The sequence below is a fragment of the Collimonas sp. OK412 genome, assembly GCF_900112135.1.
Lineage (GTDB): Bacteria > Pseudomonadota > Gammaproteobacteria > Burkholderiales > Burkholderiaceae_D > Collimonas > Collimonas rhizosphaerae.
Genome location: NZ_FOLC01000017.1, coordinates 92,605 through 111,056, shown reverse-complemented (window position 1 = coordinate 111,056; position 18,452 = coordinate 92,605). Strand labels below are relative to the sequence as shown.

Below are 18,452 nucleotides of genomic sequence, written 5' to 3'. Positions count from 1 at the left end.
GATGGCGTTTTCCGCTGCCGCTGCCGCTTCGATTTCAGCGATTTGTGCACCTGTATCCAGACCGGTAATTGCTCCTGCCATTTTGATTCTCCCTGATGAAAGTGGTAAAGATTAAAAAAAAGAGACTGGTCGACGCCTTGCAAGGCGCCGGCCGGTCGATTTACAACGATTAGCCGACGATATCTTTGGCTGCCTTCAGACCCATCGTGTGGACCTTGGCCAGGGTGTTAGCCAAGTTGATGGCGTTTTCCGCTGCCGCTGCCGCTTCGATTTCAGCGATTTGTGCACCTGTATCCAGACCGGTAATTGCTCCTGCCATTTTGATTCTCCTTGATGAAAAACATGCTTCGATTTCGAAGCGGGCTAGATGGACTCCGTGAGGAGCCCGGTTAAAATGTGCAATTCCCGTATGGGCACCACACAAAACTGAGTCGATGCCGTGAAAAGCGACCGCACGGCATTGAAAACTGATAAACATTACGCAGCTTGTTCTACTGCAGAGCGGCATATTTCGGCTGCCGCTCTCAATCCATCCACTATCACGCTGCCGGTCAGGCGGTCGCTCGGATCTGCGCTCGCCCGGTTGGCCTCGGCGGCGCTGACCGCCATCTGTTCCAGAGCCTGCGCAACCGCCTTCAACTCGGCGGAATGGGCTGGATCGCCGGCTAACTTAGGTAGCGCATTTAAAGTATTGATCAGCGGTTCTGTCATATATTCGTACATTGCAATCACCTCATTGGAAACGGAGCGAAGCGTGTTGCGGCGAAACGAAACTTTTCGTACCGTCGCTCGACGCGAAATATTGCAGGCCGTCGACTGCCAGCGCGGAACCGATATCCTTGGCGGTAGCGATCTCGTCGGCACGCATGACATTGACATCGACCTTTTTTACCAGCGGTCCCAGGTCGGCGCGGAATTGCTCTACGACTTTTTGGATGGCCTCGGGGTGCAGTACGGTTCCTGTGACGGCAAAGACGCCGTCGCCCCTGTATTGCACATTCACGTCGGGGGCACGCAATGATTCCTTGAGATCGCGCACCACTTCATCCGCCGCCCTGACGTTCCACTTCAAATGTCCTGCCGCGAAGGCGTGCGCCGCCTGATAGATCTTGGCCGCGGCATCTTCTCGTTTTACGATGCCGCTGACGTTGACCACGCCGTCTTGCTCGGTAATTGTCAGATCGTCTTGATTCAGGTGCGCCACAGCCAGTTTCAGTCTTTCCAGCGACGCCTGCGGTTGCGGCAGAACGCCGCTGCGCAGTGGATTCGTGCCGGGCACGATCATCGCGGTGGCGGTCACGGCCGCCAGCAGCGAGGAGGTAAGAACCAGCCAGCTGATGGTTGCGTGGCGCGCCCAGATGGGGACAGGTTTGACCGGATGCAGAGATGCCGATGCCTGGTCCGGTAAATTGTCCAATGCGGCTAGCTGAGCGGCTTGCGGAGAACAGACCATGCGCAGCAAGCTGATGTCGGACGGCCATGTTGCGTCTGCCGACCCTGCGCACAGCACAATATCGCTGAAGCTGCGAGGCTCGAAATCTTCCAGCCGGGCCTGCGGCTCGCTGTTATTTGAAGCACCTATCGCAACGTTGCCTTGCTCATCCAGGGTAAGCAACATGGCCGGCGCGTTCCAGTCAGAGATTTGAATTTCAGACCTGGCGTCGCAGCCGATCGTGGTATCGCCATTGGCCAGATTGATCACTGCTCCGGAGTGACGGCCAGTCAATACGCGAATCTGTTTTTTCATGGACTAACTCCCTTGTTCTGCTGTTGAATCAGGATCAATCAGGCTGCTGTCGTTGTTCACTTTGTTGTACTGCTTTGTGCTGTACTGCTTTGATATAAGTCTATCTTCGTGTCCTGCAGGCTGGCAGCCAAGGCCCGAATTTATTCGCTTGCGAACGAACTTGGCTACCATCCGCGGCCGCGCAGAATCAGTGCTGAAAGCATCGCCACACCGATCGCGCATTCCACATCCGTACGCTTGCGGGACAGGTTCAGCAGCAGCAACGGCAGCAGCAGGTTCATGGTTTCCTCAGCGGCAGTGCGTGTTCGCCGGGGTACGGGGCCGGACCGGAACAGCAGGGCGGCGGAAGGCGCATCGCCACTCGCATTGCCACCTCTGTTGACTGCCGGTACAGCTTGCTTGCCAGGTTCGATCAGTGCCACCAGGCTGTCGCGTACCGTATGTAAAGTTGTTGTCTGCGTGCGGTCAGCAACCGGCATTTGCAAAAATTCGCGCATGATCGCCAGGATCTTGTACGTCGTGCCTGATTGCTCCTTACCGGAAGCCAAGCTGTCGCGTGCTCCGAGCAATGCCGTTTCGGCGGCCGCGCGGCCGCGCAGCCGCAAATTGGTGTCGTGCGCCAATGGCCATGTGCCGAGTAACAGCGCCTCGTCTCGGATTGGACGCTTGGCGGCCCGCATGATGTTGATGGTGCGCGCCGAGCCCGCGGCATGAAATTGCATGCGCCCGGCATTGCCTGCGGCATCGCGGCGGCCTTCGCGCCGATCGCGGTCGGATGGCCGGCCATCGTCGCTGGATTGGCGAAGATTTATTGTATTGAATTCTGTGCGTTGCGACGAGGTGTGCTCTTCCAGCATCATCAGCAGATCATCGCTCAGGGCGCCTGATTCGACCTGTTCCGGGTCTCCGCCGGCGCCGCGCCGCGCCGTCTGCCGCCTGGCGCGCAGGGCGGCTGCCCGGTGGCGATGGTGACCGGGAACTGGCAGCTGGAGCGGCTGCTGGATCGGCTGTTCCTCATCGTCCGCCTGGTGCGGACTGTTCCAGCCGTTGATGCGCGAGATGTTCATGGGAATATCACCTGGAACACGGAACGCGCATAGTTCTGGATTGCTGCGGCAGCCCAAGGGGCGGCGATAACCACCACGACCGTCACGACTATCATTTTAATGCCCTGCGAGATGCTGGAATCCTGCAGCGAGGTAATCGCCTGCAGGAAAGCAATCACCAGGCCGGTGATTGCAGCAACGCCGACAACCGGCAGGGACACCAGCAGGGCCAGCGTCAATGCCTGCGTCGTCAGGTGGGTGATTGCGTCGTATTCCATGGCTTCACCGATAAGTGGATATGAGTCCGTGGACCAAGGTAGACCAGCCGTCCAGCGATATGAACAGCAGCAGCTTGAATGGAATCGCGACGTTGCTCGGATTGACCTGGGATAGTCCCAATGCCATCAGCACGTTGGCGATCACCAGGTCGATCACGATGAAACACAGGTAAAGCAGGAAACCGATCTTGAAAGCCGCAGTCAGCTCACTCAACGCGAACGCCGGCGCCAGCACGATCAGGTCGTCCGGCTTCAGCTCCGCGGCCCGTTCCGGCGGCCAGATCTGGCGCGCCGAGCGCATGAAAAATGCTTTCTCGCGTTCGGACGTATGCTTGCGCAGAAAGGCGCGGAACGGTTCGCGTGCCGCGTCGAACAATGGCATGATTTGCGATCCGGCGGTTTGCTCGCTCGATAGCTGCGCGTGCTTGACAGCTTCCATGCCTACCGGCGCCATCACGAAGCATGAAATGATGATGGCGACGCCGTTCAGCACCGAGGTCGGCGGCACTTGCTGCAGGCCGAGAGCGTTACGCAGCAAACCGAGCACGACGACGATTTTCGTATACGACGTGACGACCATCGCGGCGAAAGGCAAGATGCTAAGGGCGAGCGCTGCGATCAGCAGCGACGCGATATCAGGAGTTCCGCTCATTGCGCTCTGCCATGCGGTGGATTTGCAGGCCGAGCTGGCCGCCGACTGCCACCAGTTCGCCAAACGCAAGAACCTGGCCGTGCGAAACCAGCCGGATCTGGGCGTCGTCTACCGGTACTGGAAGTTCCAGGATGCAGCCGGGTTCGAGCGCGGCGATTTGCGCTATGGGCAAATTGAGCGTGACAATCTCAAGATGGACCGGGATCTCAAGCTGTCCGACATCGATCTGCGCCGCCGCTTCTGCCGCTTCCAGGTCCGCAGGCTGATCGTTGTCCAGATTGTAGGTGGTCGTCATAGGTTTGTTCTCCAGGGTAATGGTGTGTGCCGCGACGCTTGCCAGTGCACCGGCGCACCAGCCGTTGTTGACGCCCCAGCGCAGCGCCACGTTGTGGATAGGCGCGCCGCGCACATAATTTCCGCGCGGCTGCCAGCCGAGCAGGATGTCGCCACAGCGCAAAGAAGCGAGCAAGGCCTGGCTGCAATTGCGGCTGCGCAGCCGCAGATGGGTGGGCAGGGAAAGTGCGGGTAATGCTTGCGTGGTGTTGAAGACAGTCAGCGATTGCTGCTCGAGCAGCGTCGCCAGAGGCAGCGGCAGATCGACAATGACGGCAACATCAGCAACACCAGGGAAGGTGTCTGCCGATGCGTGCCGGAATTCAAACGCCAACCCCTGCGCCAGTGTCGATGCGCCAGCCAGCGTCAGTTCCGCAACGGTTGGCTGCGGATAGCCGTTCGCCGCCAATTTTTCAAGCAGCGGCGCCAGCCATAGATTGGCCAGTGCGATACGTCTTTGGCGGTCGCTGTCGAGCGCGATCATTTCAAGCGCCGGATGGCTGGCCAGATCGACCAGTGCGGTCAGGACGCCGTAGGCAGAATCCAGGCGCAGCGTAGCAGCGCGTTTGAAGCAGATCGACGCCGCCGGCAGCGCACGCAGTTCGATGCCGGCGGTGCGGGCTGCCATGCGCATCGTGCTGCGCGCATCGAACAAGCTTCGGGACAGGCTGGCCAGCGCTGCCGGATAGGAGCGCAAGCGGTTGCCGATGGGTGTTGCCTCGACTTGCTCTGTAACTTGTTCCGTAACTCGCTTATGCATAGGAATCCGTCTCTTTTCTGAAGGCTCTAGGCCGCCTCGATGTCAATCTCGAGGCTGGCGCCGAGCCGGGAACGCAGGCGCTGTTGCAATGCGTCCGTGTTCAAGCAGATTAGGGCATTTGCCCGTATATCACTGCAATTGAAGCGAAGCGACAGCCGGAATGGCGAAAGTTTCAGCTGCAGGCTGGTCTCAGGCAGGATGGCAGGATTAAGCACGATGGTTACTTCCCAGATCCCGCCTCCTTGAACCGCCGGCGACGAGCAGAAATTTGCGATGCGCTCAGCCAGGTGCTCGACTACCAGGTCAGCCTCCGCCGCCTGCGAGCATTGCCGGATCATGCGCGCGCGCAGGGCGGCGAGCGCATCCCGCTCGGCGTCGTTGCCATCAACGGCTGCCGCCGCAGCGGCCTGGCTGTCTTCGTCCGCCACGACTGGCGGAGCATCGTCCCGCTGCTCCGCATCTTCATCCGTCGATCGGTTTTCGGAGCCAGCGTAGGCACTGTCAGTCAGCGATTGCCGGGCGGCGCCGAGAAGTGTGTTGAAACGCGCCGTCCGCTGCCGTGCGGGCCGGCTAGGGGTCGTCTCGGAATGCGCTGCGGAAAGTCGCAAGACCCGCAATTCGCGCGCCTGCCGGAAGCGGTTATCCATGGCTACAGATTAACCACGCCGACCGGCTGCAGCTCGACATCCGCTCCCAGTTCCTGGAATGAATACACCTGCAGCGCCGGAAAGCCTTGCTCGATCATGCGCCGGAAGTAACGCCGGATATCCATTGCCGTAACAACCGCGACGCCGGCCGCAGGTTCGCTGCCGACGGCGTTTTGGACAGACTCCAGCAGGGCGTCGATTTGTTGCGGTTCAAGCGTCAGGAAATTGCCTGCCGGGGTGGGCTTGATAGCCTGGCGGATCGTCTGCTCGACGTCGGCGTCGAGCACGATCGCCTGCATTTTTCCGGTGCCTGACGTCGCCCGGTGTGCGATGAAGCGACCCAGGTCGCCACGTACGTATTCGGTCAGCATCAGAACGTCCTTTTCCTTGGCGCCCCATGCCACCAGGCTTTCCAGGATTGCCCGGATATTACGGATCGGTACGCGCTCTTCGAGAAGACGCCTGAATACTTCCGCAATCTTCGGCACGGTCGAGACTTTCTGCACCTCTGCCACCAGGCCCGGATACTCGGCGCCGACGCGATCCAGTATCCACTGTGTCTCTTGCAGCCCGATGAAAAGATGCGCTGCACGCCGCACCGAATCGCACACATCGTCTGCCAGCACCTTTTCGCGTTGACTGACTGACTCCGGCATTTCTACCGGCGGCAACGGCACCTCCTGCAGCAGGATCTGGTACGACAGGCCGGACAAATTGTCGGCGGTCCAAACGGCAGTGCGCGGAAAAGGCAGGCCAAGTTCTTCTACCAGCCGCAGCCGTATGTCGTTCAGGGCCTGGTTCAAGGCGGTCTCGTCGAGCCGGCCGGTCAGGTTCTTCGATAGGCGCAAGGACAGCGGCACGGCGAACGCGGGAGCGTGCTGGGCGATGCTGGGCGTGTTGCCTTTGACGCCGTCGGTGAGCAGCGCGGAGAGTTCGGTCCCGGCATCGGGCTGGGTTTGGCGCTGCTTGCGTCGCAAGTTGTAGCCGCCGGCGAAAATCGCGACCGCCAATACCAGGAACAAGGTGGTCGGGAAGCCTGGCACCAATGCGAAGCCGCATAGCATTGCGGAAGCACTAAACAAAGCATTCGCGTTGGTGGACAGCTGCGATGCGATATCCATGCCCAGCGAGCGAGGGCGGCTATGTTCGTCAGCCACGCGCGTAATCAGGATGCCGGCCGCGACCGAGATCAGCAACGATGGAATTTGCGAAACCATCGCATCGCCGATGGACAGCACGGAAAAGCGGTTGGCAGCTTCGCCGGCGCTCATGCCATGATAGCTGACGCCGATCACCATGCCTGCCAGGATGTTAACCATGGTGATGACCAGGCCGGCGATCGCATCGCCCTTGACGAACTTCATCGCGCCGTCCATGCCGCCATGCAGCTGGCTCTCGATGGCCAGCAGCGCACGCCGTTGCCTGGCGTCTTCGACCGAAAGATTGCCGGCCTTGACGTCGGCGTCAATACTCATCTGCTTGCCCGGCATTGCATCCAGGGTGAAACGTGCGCCTACCTCCGCCACCCGTTCCGAGCCTTTTGCGATGACGATGAACTGCACGGTTGCGATGATCAGGAACACTACCAGCCCAACCACCAGGTTGCCGCCGACCACCAGTTCGCCAAAGCTCTCGATGATATGGCCGGCTTCGGCGTTGAGCAAGATCGATTTGGTCGAGGCTATGTTAAGCGACAGACGGAACAGCGTGGTAAACAACAGCAGGGATGGAAAGGCCGACAGCGATGTGGCGCTGGGAATGTACATCGTCACCATCAGCAGCACGATGCTGATGGTGATATTCAGGCCCAGCAGCATATCGATCAGGAAAGTGGGCAAAGGCAGGATCATCAGAGCGATAACCGAGATCACCAGCGCTACGATGCCGACCTCGCCGCTGATATTGAAGAGGCGCGACGATTTCATGTAAATCTCCTTCAAGCTGGATTGACAGCTGTGGTGTGGCCTTTGCCCATATCGTCAACCCAGGCCAGCACTGCTGCTACCGCGTCGAAAAGGGGTTCGGGGATCGTTTCTTCCAGGGCAACCAGATACAGCGCGCGCGCCAATGGCGGGTTGCCGACAATCGGAACGCCATGCAGGGTTGCCAGTTCACGGATGACGCGCGCTTCTTCATCGGTTCCCTTGGCGATGACGCGCGGCAAGCCGCATTCTTCAGGCGCGTAGCGCAGGGCGACAGCGTAGTGGGTCGGATTGACCACCACCACATTGGCCTGCCCTACATGCGATTTCTGCGGCGCGTTGGCAAGTTCCTTGGACAGTTTGCGCAGCTCTTGCTTGATTTCCGGATTGCCGTTGCTTTCCTTGTTCTCCCGTTTGACTTCGTCCTTGCTCATGCGGTGGTCCCTGATGAACAACCAGCGCTGGATAGCAAAATCGGCCGTGCCTATCACCAGGAAAACGACAGCAGAGATGGCGAGCATCTTGCATAAAGCGCCCCAGGCGATGCTGTCCAATCCCAGGATCGGCTGGTACACGACCCCGATCAGCAATGGCATCAGTATCAGCACGGTTTTCCACAATACCGTGCCCAAAATGCAAGCTTTGACCACGGTTTTTGCCAGCTCTATCATCGAGCGCATCGAAAAGATCCGCTTCAGTCCCGACGCCGGATTGATTGAATTGAATTTCAGTTCCAGCGGCTTGAAAGCGAGTTGCAATCCGACTTGCGCCGCAATGACGGCAGCCGAAATCAGTGCGGCGAGCAGCGCTATGGGCAGGCAAATGGCCAAGCCGCGCGTGCCGGCAGTCACCAGCGCATCGGTATAGCTAAAATTTTCCGATTGTGCATTTGCGACGTCGAGTCCCATGCGCAGCAGCAAACGCAATTGTTCTGTCATGACAGGGCCGCCCAGCGAAAAGCCGATCGCCGCACTGAACAGAATTGCGGCAAACGGCAAATCCTGGCTTTTCGACGTTTCGCCGTCGCGCCGGGCGTCGGTCAGCTTCTTTTCGCTGGGTTCTTCGGTTTTTTCGTCGGACATGGATGTATACCGAAATAATGTGTGGAGCGATTATTGAGCCGGTGCGAGGTCGGCAAGAGCGTGAATGCGAACCGATGCGCGTTGTGGCGAAGCAGGAGGGTATTGCCGTCTTCGGGAAGTTATAGCGCAGCGCGATGTTTCGCTAGTTGCGATGCCGGTTCGTATCTGCAGCGGCAACGGCCGCGAAGTTCATTTACCTTCCGGTACTACCTACCGCGTAGTGCGTGCTGTTCTCAAGGCGGCGTGCGGGGGTTTTTCTTCGAGGAGCCGGATATGAAGATGGGAAATTGCAGTAACGAGCTGTTAACGGGGCTGATCGAACTATTGATGTTCGGCGCCAAGCACAACCATATCGAGCCAACCGAGCGCCTGCTGGCGGCGGTGCACCTGATGCGGCCGGGTTTTATCGAATTGCGCGCGTACGACGCCTGGATATTGATCCGTCAGAGGCGTTTCTCCGACGCCGTGCGTCTGTTGCGGGAGCTTGAACAGCAGCCTTTGCGAGGATCGTTCGGCCCTTACGTCAGTTCGCTGCTGGCGATCTGCCTGGCCAATCAGAACGATGAGTCCTGGCGTCACTATGCCAATGAAGTCATGTCGGGCAAGGAGGATGCCGACTCGATCGAGCTCATGACTACCCTGATGGGGCAGGCAGGCGACAAGACGGCGAAACGGCCGCCTGTGGCACAGATCGAGAAGAGTCAATTGCAATTTTTGCTGCAGCACCGGCATCTGCGCGCTTAAGGAGATCACTATGAGCATGACAATTCCACCACTGCCACCGATCTCAAGCACACCCGCAATGCAGGGTGGTGCGGGTGCGGCCAAGGAAACCGCGGCAATCTCTGCGGCGCCGGCGCCACGGACCGATCTGGTCGAACAATTCCGCGCCAAGTTCGAGCAAGCGCGTCTTTCGCCGCAAAGCGTGACGCACTTCCAGGGACCTTCTGCGGTATCGCAAATGATTACGCAACAAGACCAGGCCATGGGAACCTTGACCAGCAAGGTCGACGCCTTCGCGGCAGGCGCCGACAAGATGAGCATGCAAGAGGTGGTTGCGCAATCGGTCAAGGTGCAGCTTGACGTTGCCACCTTGACAGCCAAGCTTTATCTCGGGCAAACGCTTGCGCAAGGCAGCAAGGGCGCCATACAGACCTTGGTCAAGAATCAATAAGGGGGCCAGATGCCACACTTTCCATCGTTGGTCCGCAGGCTCCGCATCGCTCTGGTCGCTGTGCTTAGCGTCGTTCTTATCAGCGGTTGCAGCGAGCAGTTGTTTGCGCAATTATCCGAAGCCGACGCCAACGACATGCTGGCGGCGCTGCTCGACGCCGGCATTTCCGCATCCAAGCAGAAAGATGAAAGCGGAAAAAGCTGGTCGGTGAAAGCAGAAGAGCAAGATTTTGCGCGGGCCATCAATGTGCTGCGCTCGCACGGGATGCCGCATCAAAAGCATGAAAATCTCGGCGAAATGTTCAAGAAGGATGGTTTGATCTCCACCCCTACCGAAGAGCGGGTGCGTTTTATCTATGGGGTATCGCAGCAGCTGTCGGAGGTGCTTTCAAGGATCGACGGCGTCAGTTACGCCAGTGTCCAGATCGTCCTGCCGAATAACGATCCCTTGGCGAACGAAGTCAAGCCGTCGTCGGCAGCGGTGTTCGTCAAGTACTTGCCTGGAACGGATGTTGCCTCGCTGGTGCCGAGCATTAAGAACCTGGTGGTGCATGCGGTGGAAGGGCTGACCTACGACAACGTCAGCGTGACGATGGTTGCAGGCACCGACTTGCCGGCCGCGGGATCGGGGCGCCGCAATACCGGCGACGGCTGGCTGATCGGGGCCGGACTGCTGCTTGCGGGAATTCTGGCCGCAGCGCTGATGCTTGCCGCCAGACGCTACGGCCTGCTGCGCAAGCTGGCGCCGGCAGGGCTGCGTGCCTTGGTTTCTCGGAGCAAGCCGTCTTGAACGCTCGCAATGTCAGTGGCGCCGACGACGTCGGCGAGTCGAAGGAAAGCGAGCCAGCATCGCTTGCCCAGCTGCATGGTTGGGCCGCCAGATACGAAGCCAGGGTGCGCGAGGAGGCGGCGCGCCAGGCGCAACTTCATTGCCAACGCTGGCGCCAGGCTTGCACGCCTGCCGCTGTCCAGATATGGCTCGCCGCTCGCCATGCCTGGCTGCCAGGCGCGGTGTCGATCGACCAGTTAAGCGTGAGTGTCAACCGGCTTGCTTTGCTGGATGCCGACGGTTTGCGCAAGGTCTTGTCGGCTCGTGCGCTGTACCGGTCACGCGCCAGCCTGCGCCGGGTGGTGGCCCGCAGCCAGTGCGAGCAGCTGCGCGCCGCGGTCGGCGAGCATGCGCTGGAACGCCTGCAGCAGGCGGATGCGGTTGTTGCCGGTTCCGGGGCGCCGCTGCCTGAGTCTTTTACCGCGATGTCGCTGGCGGCCGATGGCTGGCAACTGATCCAGTCCGAGGATGCCGGCCTGGCCCCGGCTTCGGCTGCGCTGGTGGCCTATGCACTTGCGCTGGACGAGACTGCCGGCGCCGGCATGGCAGGCGTTCCAGGATCAAGCCGGGATAGACATTCGCCGATAACGTCCAGCCAAGTTTCCGGCGGCGACGAGTCGGCGTGTTTTTTTGCGAAATTAGGATCGTTCTTTCCGGAGATGCAATGGCTATTTGGCTAAGCTCGGAACAACCGTCCGTCGGACCCGACGTGGACGTGATACGCAACGCAGAATTTGCCAGCGTGGTGGCCCTCGATCAAGCGCATGGCGTACTTGAACGACGTTACTCCGGCCTGCTGGCTGACGCCGAAGCGACTGCCCAGGCTATCGTAGCCGAAGCCAGGAACCGAGCAGATGCGCTTGAAACGGCAGCGCAGCGCCGCTTCGACAATAGTGCGCGCCTGGGCTACGCGGCCGGCCGTCGGCGCGGGCTGGCAGAGGTGCATGACGCCATGCTGCGCCAGGCGGCTTCGCAGCGTCAGTTGCTCTGTGCCGCCCGCGAGCGGATCGCGCAGATTGTTACGCGTAGCGTCGAACGCGTGCTCGGCACCGCCGATCCCAAGGCGCTGTTCGCGCAGGTCGCGGGGACCGTCGACCGGCTCCTGGACGACTCATCGTTTTTGACTGTACGGGTTGCTCCCGAGGACCTGGACGCTGCACGAGACGCCTTCGGCGCGGCCTGCAGCGCCAACCAATGGGGCGTCAATCCGCAAGTCGTGGCACGCGCCGACCTGCTGCCGGGAAGCTGCGTCTGCGAGTGGGATTACGGCGTGATCGACGGCAGCCTTTCATTGCATGTCGAAGCGCTGCGGCGCGCTGTTGCCGGTTTGGTTACCGGCCTGGTTGCCGAGCCGCAGCCACAGCCACAGCTCCAGCAATTCCACGAAGACAATCCGCTGGACCAGGACGACGCGCTGGCCGAATATGAAAGCACGGAATGATGGACGGATTCGACAGTTTCCTCGACACGCTGGACGCCACGCTCGATGCGACGCCCATGCTCAAGCAGCACGGCAAGGTGGTCGAAGTCATAGGAACTTTGCTGAAAGTGGGCGGCCTGGACGCTACGCTAGGTGAATTATGCGAGCTGCGCGAAGCTGACGGGCGCTTGGTGCAGCGCGCCGAGGTGGTCGGCTTCACCCGCCAATTCGCGCTGCTGGCGCCGTTCGGCAGCGTAGTCGGCTTATCGCGTTCAACCCGGGTGGTCGGGCAGGGCCGGCCCTTGTCCGTGCCGGTAGGCCCGGCGCTCATGGGCCGCGTGCTCGATGGCCTGGGTGAGCCGCTGGACCAGCTGGGAGCAATCGAAACCAAAGAGTTCCGCTCAGTTATCGCGGCGGCTCCGGATCCGCTCACCCGCCGCATGATAGAAGAGCCGCTTGACACCGGCGTGCGCGTCATCGACGGCTTGATGACGATTGGAGAAGGCCAGCGGGTCGGCATCTTCGCTCCGGCCGGCGTCGGCAAGAGCACGCTGCTCGGCATGCTGGCCCGCGGCGCAGCCTGCGACGTGAATGTGGTGGTGTTGATCGGTGAACGCGGCCGCGAAGTGCGCGAGTTCATTGAACTGATTCTTGGCAAGGAAGGCATGGCCAAGAGCGTGGTGGTCTGCGCGACTTCTGATCGCTCATCGATCGAGCGCGCCAAGGCTGCCTATGTGGGCACTGCGATTGCCGAGTATTTTCGCGACCAAGGCATGCGTGTGCTGCTGATGATGGATTCGCTGACGCGCTTTGCGCGAGCCCAGCGTGAAATCGGCTTGTCGGCTGGCGAACCGCCGACACGGCGCGGCTTTCCGCCCTCCATTTTTGCCGAGCTGCCACGCTTGCTGGAACGCGCCGGCATGGGCAGCGTAGGCTCGATCACGGCGTTTTATACGGTGCTTGCCGAGGACGAAGAAGGGAACGATCCCGTCAGCGAAGAAGTACGCGGCATCCTTGACGGCCACATCGTCCTGTCGCGCGCTATCGCGGCGCGCAATCACTATCCTGCGATCGACGTTCTCAACAGCTTGAGCCGGGTGATGACGCTGGTAGCGAGCAGTGCGCATTGCAGCGGCGCCGGCCGGGTGCGCAAGCTGATGGCGAAATTCAACGAGATCGAGCTGCTGCTGCAGATCGGCGAGTATCAGCAGGGGACCGATCCGCTGGCCGACGAGGCTATCTCGCATCACGACGCAATCGAGCAATTCTTGATCCAGGGCACGGACGAAGAGGCGCCGGGAGCGCATACCCACGCGATCATTTCGCAGTTCTCCAACTGATGGCGCGCGATGAGCGTTGATGCTGCAAAAATATGGCGGGCAATTGTTGCCGCGCAGACGCGCCGCCAGCAGCGCGCAAAGGATGAACTCGAAGCCGCCAGGCAAGACATGCTGGCGGTCGAGGAGGCGCATGCCGCGGCGGTTGCTGAAACAGAGCAGGCTAGCGAACGCTGCCGGATTCACGAAGATGGCTTGAGAGAGCTGCTCTCCGCAAGCTTGTCGGCGGCACTGTATTTAAGCCATGACGCCTGGCGCAGCCATTTGCGCGGGGAGATCCAGGCCCTGCAAGTGCGCGAGCGCCAGGCAGCCGATGCGCTCGAAAAACAGGAGCGCAAAGTCGCGGGGTTGCGCAGCAAGCTGGCTCGCATAGATGCCGCGCTCGACAAGTGCCGGCACAAGCTGAAACAGATTGAAGACGAAACGCGCCGCCGCCGCGAGGAAAACGCTGACGAGGAAGCCATTGAAACGCTGCTGGCGCGGCGTGCCTTAAGGTGAACTGCGTCATTTCCGCGTTCACCGCAACGACGAAACTCTTGGCACCACCTAAGGCAGATAACAATGAATGAATTAGCGGTTCTGAGCAATACGCTGCTGTCCTTGTACACGGCGTATCACAATTTGATCGTCATGATGCTGCTCGCCGGCATGCGCATCATGATTGTATTTCTGGTATTCCCGCCTGCCAGCGATCAGGCGATTCCCGGCATAGCCCGCAACGGCGTCATCTATTTGCTCACCTATTTTGTGACAGCGGGACAGAATCCTGAAGCCTTTGAAAATTTGAATAGTGCGACGTTGCTGGTCCTGACGGCAAAGGAGGCTTTCCTTGGACTGGCGTTCGGCTATTCCGCAGCCACGGCCTTTTGGATCGCGCAGAGCGTTGGCACGCTAATCGACGATCTTGCCGGGTTCAATAACGTACAGATGAGCAACCCGCTGCGCGGCGATCAAAGCACGCCTGTATCGACCGTGCTGATGCAACTAGTGGTCACCTTGTTTTACGTTGGCGGCGGCATGATCTTTGTGCTTGGGGCTCTGTTCGAATCTTTCAAATGGTGGCCAGTGGAGCAGCTTATGCCATCGCTCTCAAGCACTGCCGAGGCATTCCTGATTCAGCGCACGGATTCTGTCTGGATCGGCATCGCCAAACTGGGTACGCCAATCATGCTGGTGCTGGTATTGATCGAAATAGGCATAGGCTTGATTTCCCGCGCGGCGGACAAACTTGAGCCGAACTCGCTGAGCCAGCCGCTGCGCGGCGCGGTAGGCCTGGTGATGGTAATCGCGCTGGCATCGGTGTTCGCGGGACAGGTCGTGAACGATATTAAATTCCTGGGTTTCGGCCGGGCGCTCAGCGCCGGCATGGTCGCTAATCCGCAAGATAAATCGACGCCGGAAAATGCATTGAAAAAGTGAAGATTGTTGTGGAATCAGATGTTGTTTGTTGAAATTTGCGGAGTTGCTTTCGCCTATGATGAACTTGTCGCTGGTGTCATTCATTCGGCAACCGGCAACGGATCGTCTGATTTTTTTTGACAACCTACACTGGAGTAACGTTCATGTTTTCCACCGTCTATTTTGCGCTCACTTCGGCGCTTTCCCTGCAAGATCAACTTCCCGCCTATTCAACCGCATTGCTCGACAGCGCTTTCGATCGCGCCTATTGCCAGGTCGACGACGTGCTTGAATGCAGCCGCCGCGACCTGACGGCAGACGATATTTCCCGCTTGATTGCGCTAGGCGATTCGTCGCTGCTGCTTGGCCATGACGAGGATGCCGAAGAGGCATATCGTCGCGCGCAAAAACTGCTCGGGGCCAATGGCGACCGGCTGCGCATCATGTCTTGCCGGAATACCGGCTGGCAGCTGATGCTGCGCGATCGTTACAGCGCCAGCGCCAAATGTTTTACGCGCATGTGCAACGACGAGGCTGCCACCGCCAGCGATGTGCTGGAAGGTTTGCTGGGGATCGCACTGGTCCAGCATCAGATCGGACACCAGACTGCCGCCGACGACGCGCTGTTGCGTGCCGCAGAACTGGCCGATGAACATCGTCAGGCTGGCTGGCGTTTATTGGTAGCGCTGCTGGCAAGAGAGTTCGACGTGCAGTTGCAGATACGCGGCGCCGCGACCCTGGGCGATCATGCGTTCTGGACTTCGGCGCGCAGCGCCAGCATGCAGTCAGCCGGCGAACGCACTGCGCGCATGCACCATGTGCATGAAGAGACTGCTGTCATGTCGCCAATGCCGTTGTTGCTGGTGCAGCGCCGGGAATATCTTAATTTGCTGGATCGCCTGGTGCAAGGCGACGCCAGCGCGGCGGACCGGCTTTTTTTCGCAATTGACGAGCCGCAGCGCTTCGGCGGCGCCGGCCAGGGTTTCCTTGCCAAGCTCGACGTCATACTCGCGGCGCTGGCGGGTGGACTCGACGACATTGCGGATCGCGTCCTGGTCAAGATCAATCGATCTGAAGGAGAAGCAGGCACGCGGCGCTGGAACGTCGAGTATCTGTATGCCTCGTCGAAAGTTGCAGTGCGGCGCGGCAATCCAGCCCAGGCGCTCCAGTTTTACTCGAAATATGCAAGCGAGGCGTTGCGATGCCTGCGGCTGGAGGTGGTCGAAGTGCGGCCGCTCGACAGGGCACACGGCGGGGCGCACAGCGGGACGACGGCTAGCGATGATGTTTCGGCTCGCCTGCCGGCAAAATACCGGCGCGCATATCGCTATATCGTCGATAACCTGAACCGGGCAAATCTGAGCACGCGCGAGGTTGCCGCGCATGTCGACGTCACCGAGCGCGCCTTGCAGCTGGCGTTCAAGAGATCGATCGGCGTATCTCCCAGCAACGTGATTCGCAGTCTGCGGCTGGATGGCGTCCGCAATGATCTGCTTGACGGCGACTGGGCCGGCGCGTCGATCTTCGATACCGCCAGCCGATGGGGCGTCAGCAGCCGGTCCGCGCTGGCCAAGGGCTATCGCCGGCAATTCAACGAGTCGCCATCCGAAACCATCTACGGCTGAACCCCGAGGCGGCTCTCTCGGGCCGCCCATCTCTCTCATACCTATTCATGAAAAACACTCCTCTGATGTGCGGGCTAGCGCGCAGCGCGGTTTCGTATCTGCGCAGATTGCGCAGCGCGCTGTATCAACAAATATCCTGGGTATTGCCGGTGATTCTATGCATGGCGGGAGCCAGTGCCGGCGCTCAGCCGCTGGTCTGGAAAAGCCAGAGATTCCAGTATGTGGCTGACCATAAAGACCTGAAGGATGTCTTGCGCGACTTTGGCGCCAGCGAAAATATCATGACCTCGATTTCCTCTCACGTAGACGGTTCCGTGTCGGGTCGTTTCGACAGTTCTCCAGAGCAGTTCCTGGACAAGATGGCCAACACATTCGGCTTCATCTGGTATTACGACGGCGCGGTGCTCAGTATTGCCGGCGCCAACGAGGCCCGTAACGCAACCATCAGTCTCAAGCACAGCAATGTGGCGGAACTGCGGCGCGTGCTGGGAAGCCTTGGCATAGCGGATCGGCGTTTTCCTATTCGCTATGACGGCGAGACAGGATTGGTGATCGCGTCCGGGCCGCCGCGATACGTAGAACTGGTATCCGATGTCGCCCGTTTGATTGATCAAACTTCGGCGCCGAGCGATAAAATTGTTGTGCAGCGTTTTCCTCTGAACTATGCCTGGGCAACGGACCGCACCGTCACAATCGACGGCCAGGGCGTGACGGTGCGCGGTGTCGCTTCGCTGCTGCGCGGCCTGTATGCGGCGAATGGCGGCGGTCAGGGAGCAGTTGGCGACGCCGCTCCGGCGCCGCGCGATACTTACCGCATGAAGAGCCTGCGCAGCACCGGCAACAACAGCGGCAATGGGCTTCCGTCCACCGCTAGCGCGCGGCCGCCGCTGCCGACCTTGCCTGGGCTCTCCATGGCGGATAATGCGCGCCAGCCTGCCGCAGATGTTCCGCCGCTTCCCGCCGGCGCCGTGGCTGGCCGTACAGACGGCAATACTGCCGAACCAGCCGCGGCGTCAGCCGGACCGGTGATCGAAGCCGATCCTCGCAGCAATGCGATTTTCGTACGCGACCGGGCCGAAAACATGCCGGCTTTTCAAGCGCTGATCGAATCGCTGGACCAGCGCCCCGGCGTGCTCGAAATAGATGCGACCATCATCGAGATCACCGACAATGCGCTGAAAGAACTGGGCGTCGATTGGCGGCTGCATTCCGGCCACATGGATGTGCAGACCGGGAACGGCGCCCTGGCCCAGACCGGCAACCCCGACTCCCTCAATCCGCAGGGTTTCGGCAACCCGGCGAATCAAACCAGCACCGGGCCGATACTCTCCACGCCGGCCGGCGGCGTCCTGACGGCGGTGATCGGCGGCGCCGGGCGTTATTTGCTGGGGCGGGTCAGCGCACTCCAGCAAAGCGATCAGGCGCGCGTCACTGCCAGTCCCAAAGTCGAGACGCTGGACAACGTCGAAGCAATCATGGACAACAAGCAAACCTTCTATGTACCGGTGTCCGGCTACCAGTCTGCGGACCTGTATAGCGTGTCGGCCGGCGTATCGCTCAGGGTATTGCCGATGATCGTTCCCACTTCAAGCACTGAGCAGATCCATCTTAATGTGCACATCGAGGATGGCCAGCTGAGCACGCAACAGGTTGGAACCTTGCCGATTGTCAGCAACAGCACCATAGACACGCAGGCGTTGATCAACAACGGCGAGAGTTTGCTGATTGCCGGTTACTCCGTCGACCAGGATGACCATGCAGAAACTGCTGTGCCAGGTTTGTCGAAAATCCCATTGATCGGCGGCCTGTTCCGTTTCAAGCACCACCAGGGCCAGCGTTTCCAACGGCTGTTCCTGTTGACGCCGCGGATCATTGCCGTGTCAGGTCCGTCCGCGGCGAACGTTTCGACCAGTTCAGTCCGCTAGTGTCCTGGGTGTTAACTTATTGAGAGTTTCATCATTCACGACATAGCCACGGCAAGAGTCATCTGGGGTCAGAGTCAACTTTCGCAGTGCTTCATCGCGAAACTTGACTCTGACCCCACATGACGGATTCGGAGAAAGAAAGAGCGCATAACGCAGTTTTGTTCTTTATAACGATGAGGCATGTACTCCGTGGCCCGCTAAGTGGGGTCAGAGTAAAGTTTCTGCAAAAACCGCGCAGAAAGTTCACTCTGACCCCAGTTAGCTCAGTCCGCTAAAAA

20 protein-coding genes are annotated in these 18,452 nt (G+C 59.9%); 10 read left to right on the top strand and 10 right to left on the bottom strand.

What is annotated here, in order from left to right:
- Window positions 1-169 precede the first annotated feature (169 nt).
- The 10 genes from BM062_RS25210 to sctU form a co-directional block, all read right to left on the bottom strand.
- Window positions 170-478: a hypothetical protein gene (locus BM062_RS25210; RefSeq protein ID WP_139220093.1), complete on the bottom strand. Its 309-nt coding sequence runs from the start codon at window positions 476-478 to the stop codon at window positions 170-172.
- Window positions 478-723: a hypothetical protein gene (locus BM062_RS17620; RefSeq protein WP_092399200.1), complete on the bottom strand. Its 246-nt coding sequence runs from the start codon at window positions 721-723 to the stop codon at window positions 478-480. Before BM062_RS17620 ends, BM062_RS25210 begins: the two co-directional genes overlap by 1 nt.
- A 10-nt stretch (window positions 724-733) precedes the next feature.
- Window positions 734-1,747: an HrpD5 family protein gene (hrpD5, locus tag BM062_RS17615; RefSeq protein WP_092399198.1), complete on the bottom strand. Its 1,014-nt coding sequence runs from the start codon at window positions 1,745-1,747 to the stop codon at window positions 734-736.
- A gap of 164 nt (window positions 1,748-1,911) precedes the next feature.
- Window positions 1,912-2,814, bottom strand: a complete 903-nt coding sequence (locus BM062_RS17610) for a hypothetical protein (RefSeq protein WP_092399196.1) — start codon at window positions 2,812-2,814, stop codon at window positions 1,912-1,914.
- Window positions 2,811-3,071, bottom strand: a complete 261-nt coding sequence (sctS, locus tag BM062_RS17605) for a type III secretion system export apparatus subunit SctS (protein ID WP_092351180.1) — start codon at window positions 3,069-3,071, stop codon at window positions 2,811-2,813. Before sctS ends, BM062_RS17610 begins: the two co-directional genes overlap by 4 nt.
- Window positions 3,072-3,075: 4 nt before the next feature.
- Window positions 3,076-3,723: a type III secretion system export apparatus subunit SctR gene (sctR, locus tag BM062_RS17600; protein WP_092351181.1), complete on the bottom strand. Its 648-nt coding sequence runs from the start codon at window positions 3,721-3,723 to the stop codon at window positions 3,076-3,078.
- Window positions 3,707-4,816: a type III secretion system cytoplasmic ring protein SctQ gene (gene sctQ, locus BM062_RS17595; RefSeq protein ID WP_092399194.1), complete on the bottom strand. Its 1,110-nt coding sequence runs from the start codon at window positions 4,814-4,816 to the stop codon at window positions 3,707-3,709. The genes sctR and sctQ overlap by 17 nt, the downstream gene beginning before the upstream one ends.
- Before the next feature lie 26 nt (window positions 4,817-4,842).
- The gene (gene sctP, locus BM062_RS17590; protein WP_092399192.1) at window positions 4,843-5,463 is read right to left on the bottom strand and encodes a type III secretion system protein SctP; all 621 of its coding nucleotides are present in this window, start codon (window positions 5,461-5,463) and stop codon (window positions 4,843-4,845) included.
- 2 nt (window positions 5,464-5,465) lie between these two features.
- Window positions 5,466-7,388 (bottom strand): FHIPEP family type III secretion protein, encoded by a 1,923-nt coding sequence (locus BM062_RS17585; protein WP_092399190.1) that lies wholly within the window; start codon window positions 7,386-7,388, stop codon window positions 5,466-5,468.
- 11 nt (window positions 7,389-7,399) lie between these two features.
- The gene (gene sctU, locus BM062_RS17580; protein ID WP_092399188.1) at window positions 7,400-8,467 is read right to left on the bottom strand and encodes a type III secretion system export apparatus subunit SctU; all 1,068 of its coding nucleotides are present in this window, start codon (window positions 8,465-8,467) and stop codon (window positions 7,400-7,402) included.
- A gap of 279 nt (window positions 8,468-8,746) precedes the next feature.
- Here sctU and BM062_RS17575 point away from each other — a divergent pair, with 279 nt between their 5' ends.
- From BM062_RS17575 to sctC, 10 genes are all read left to right on the top strand, one after another.
- Complete coding sequence (locus BM062_RS17575; RefSeq protein WP_175501061.1) at window positions 8,747-9,211, top strand: HrpB1 family type III secretion system apparatus protein; 465 nt, start codon at window positions 8,747-8,749, stop codon at window positions 9,209-9,211.
- 16 nt (window positions 9,212-9,227) lie between these two features.
- Window positions 9,228-9,641, top strand: coding sequence for a hypothetical protein (locus tag BM062_RS17570; RefSeq protein WP_175501060.1), 414 nt, complete (start codon window positions 9,228-9,230; stop codon window positions 9,639-9,641).
- A 9-nt stretch (window positions 9,642-9,650) separates the two neighbouring features.
- Window positions 9,651-10,430: a type III secretion system inner membrane ring lipoprotein SctJ gene (sctJ, locus tag BM062_RS17565; RefSeq protein ID WP_092399182.1), complete on the top strand. Its 780-nt coding sequence runs from the start codon at window positions 9,651-9,653 to the stop codon at window positions 10,428-10,430.
- Window positions 10,427-11,149, top strand: coding sequence for a type III secretion protein HrpB4 (locus BM062_RS17560; RefSeq protein ID WP_092399180.1), 723 nt, complete (start codon window positions 10,427-10,429; stop codon window positions 11,147-11,149). The genes sctJ and BM062_RS17560 overlap by 4 nt, the downstream gene beginning before the upstream one ends.
- On the top strand, window positions 11,134-11,910 hold the full coding sequence (sctL, locus tag BM062_RS17555) for a type III secretion system stator protein SctL (RefSeq protein ID WP_092399178.1): 777 nt from the start codon (window positions 11,134-11,136) through the stop codon (window positions 11,908-11,910). The genes BM062_RS17560 and sctL overlap by 16 nt, the downstream gene beginning before the upstream one ends.
- On the top strand, window positions 11,907-13,229 hold the full coding sequence (gene sctN, locus BM062_RS17550; RefSeq protein ID WP_092399176.1) for a type III secretion system ATPase SctN: 1,323 nt from the start codon (window positions 11,907-11,909) through the stop codon (window positions 13,227-13,229). Before sctL ends, sctN begins: the two co-directional genes overlap by 4 nt.
- Before the next feature lie 9 nt (window positions 13,230-13,238).
- Entirely contained in the window at window positions 13,239-13,724 is a 486-nt protein-coding gene (locus BM062_RS17545; protein WP_092399174.1) for a hypothetical protein, read from the top strand.
- A 63-nt stretch (window positions 13,725-13,787) separates the two neighbouring features.
- A complete protein-coding gene (gene sctT, locus BM062_RS17540; RefSeq protein WP_092399172.1) occupies window positions 13,788-14,645 on the top strand; it encodes a type III secretion system export apparatus subunit SctT in 858 nt (285 codons plus the stop codon).
- Between the two features lie 143 nt (window positions 14,646-14,788).
- On the top strand, window positions 14,789-16,249 hold the full coding sequence (locus BM062_RS17535) for a helix-turn-helix transcriptional regulator (protein WP_092399170.1): 1,461 nt from the start codon (window positions 14,789-14,791) through the stop codon (window positions 16,247-16,249).
- Between the two features lie 47 nt (window positions 16,250-16,296).
- Window positions 16,297-18,174, top strand: coding sequence for a type III secretion system outer membrane ring subunit SctC (gene sctC / locus BM062_RS17530; RefSeq protein ID WP_254785127.1), 1,878 nt, complete (start codon window positions 16,297-16,299; stop codon window positions 18,172-18,174).
- Window positions 18,175-18,452: the final 278 nt, after the last annotated feature.

What these genes read in the sequence shown, in the direction of transcription:
- BM062_RS25210 (WP_139220093.1), bottom strand. Translation starts at nt 478, where the DNA reads ATGTTTATCAGTTTTCAATGCCGTGCGGTCGCTTTTCACGGCATCGAC.
- BM062_RS17620 (WP_092399200.1), bottom strand. Translation starts at nt 723, where the DNA reads ATGTACGAATATATGACAGAACCGCTGATCAATACTTTAAATGCGCTA.
- hrpD5 (WP_092399198.1), bottom strand. Translation starts at nt 1,747, where the DNA reads ATGAAAAAACAGATTCGCGTATTGACTGGCCGTCACTCCGGAGCAGTG.
- BM062_RS17610 (WP_092399196.1), bottom strand. Translation starts at nt 2,814, where the DNA reads ATGAACATCTCGCGCATCAACGGCTGGAACAGTCCGCACCAGGCGGAC.
- sctS (WP_092351180.1), bottom strand. Translation starts at nt 3,071, where the DNA reads ATGGAATACGACGCAATCACCCACCTGACGACGCAGGCATTGACGCTG.
- sctR (WP_092351181.1), bottom strand. Translation starts at nt 3,723, where the DNA reads ATGAGCGGAACTCCTGATATCGCGTCGCTGCTGATCGCAGCGCTCGCC.
- sctQ (WP_092399194.1), bottom strand. Translation starts at nt 4,816, where the DNA reads ATGCATAAGCGAGTTACGGAACAAGTTACAGAGCAAGTCGAGGCAACA.
- sctP (WP_092399192.1), bottom strand. Translation starts at nt 5,463, where the DNA reads ATGGATAACCGCTTCCGGCAGGCGCGCGAATTGCGGGTCTTGCGACTT.
- BM062_RS17585 (WP_092399190.1), bottom strand. Translation starts at nt 7,388, where the DNA reads ATGAAATCGTCGCGCCTCTTCAATATCAGCGGCGAGGTCGGCATCGTA.
- sctU (WP_092399188.1), bottom strand. Translation starts at nt 8,467, where the DNA reads ATGTCCGACGAAAAAACCGAAGAACCCAGCGAAAAGAAGCTGACCGAC.
- BM062_RS17575 (WP_175501061.1), top strand. Translation starts at nt 8,747, where the DNA reads ATGGGAAATTGCAGTAACGAGCTGTTAACGGGGCTGATCGAACTATTG.
- BM062_RS17570 (WP_175501060.1), top strand. Translation starts at nt 9,228, where the DNA reads ATGACAATTCCACCACTGCCACCGATCTCAAGCACACCCGCAATGCAG.
- sctJ (WP_092399182.1), top strand. Translation starts at nt 9,651, where the DNA reads ATGCCACACTTTCCATCGTTGGTCCGCAGGCTCCGCATCGCTCTGGTC.
- sctL (WP_092399178.1), top strand. Translation starts at nt 11,134, where the DNA reads ATGGCTATTTGGCTAAGCTCGGAACAACCGTCCGTCGGACCCGACGTG.
- sctN (WP_092399176.1), top strand. Translation starts at nt 11,907, where the DNA reads ATGATGGACGGATTCGACAGTTTCCTCGACACGCTGGACGCCACGCTC.
- BM062_RS17545 (WP_092399174.1), top strand. Translation starts at nt 13,239, where the DNA reads ATGAGCGTTGATGCTGCAAAAATATGGCGGGCAATTGTTGCCGCGCAG.
- sctT (WP_092399172.1), top strand. Translation starts at nt 13,788, where the DNA reads ATGAATGAATTAGCGGTTCTGAGCAATACGCTGCTGTCCTTGTACACG.
- BM062_RS17535 (WP_092399170.1), top strand. Translation starts at nt 14,789, where the DNA reads ATGTTTTCCACCGTCTATTTTGCGCTCACTTCGGCGCTTTCCCTGCAA.
- sctC (WP_254785127.1), top strand. Translation starts at nt 16,297, where the DNA reads ATGAAAAACACTCCTCTGATGTGCGGGCTAGCGCGCAGCGCGGTTTCG.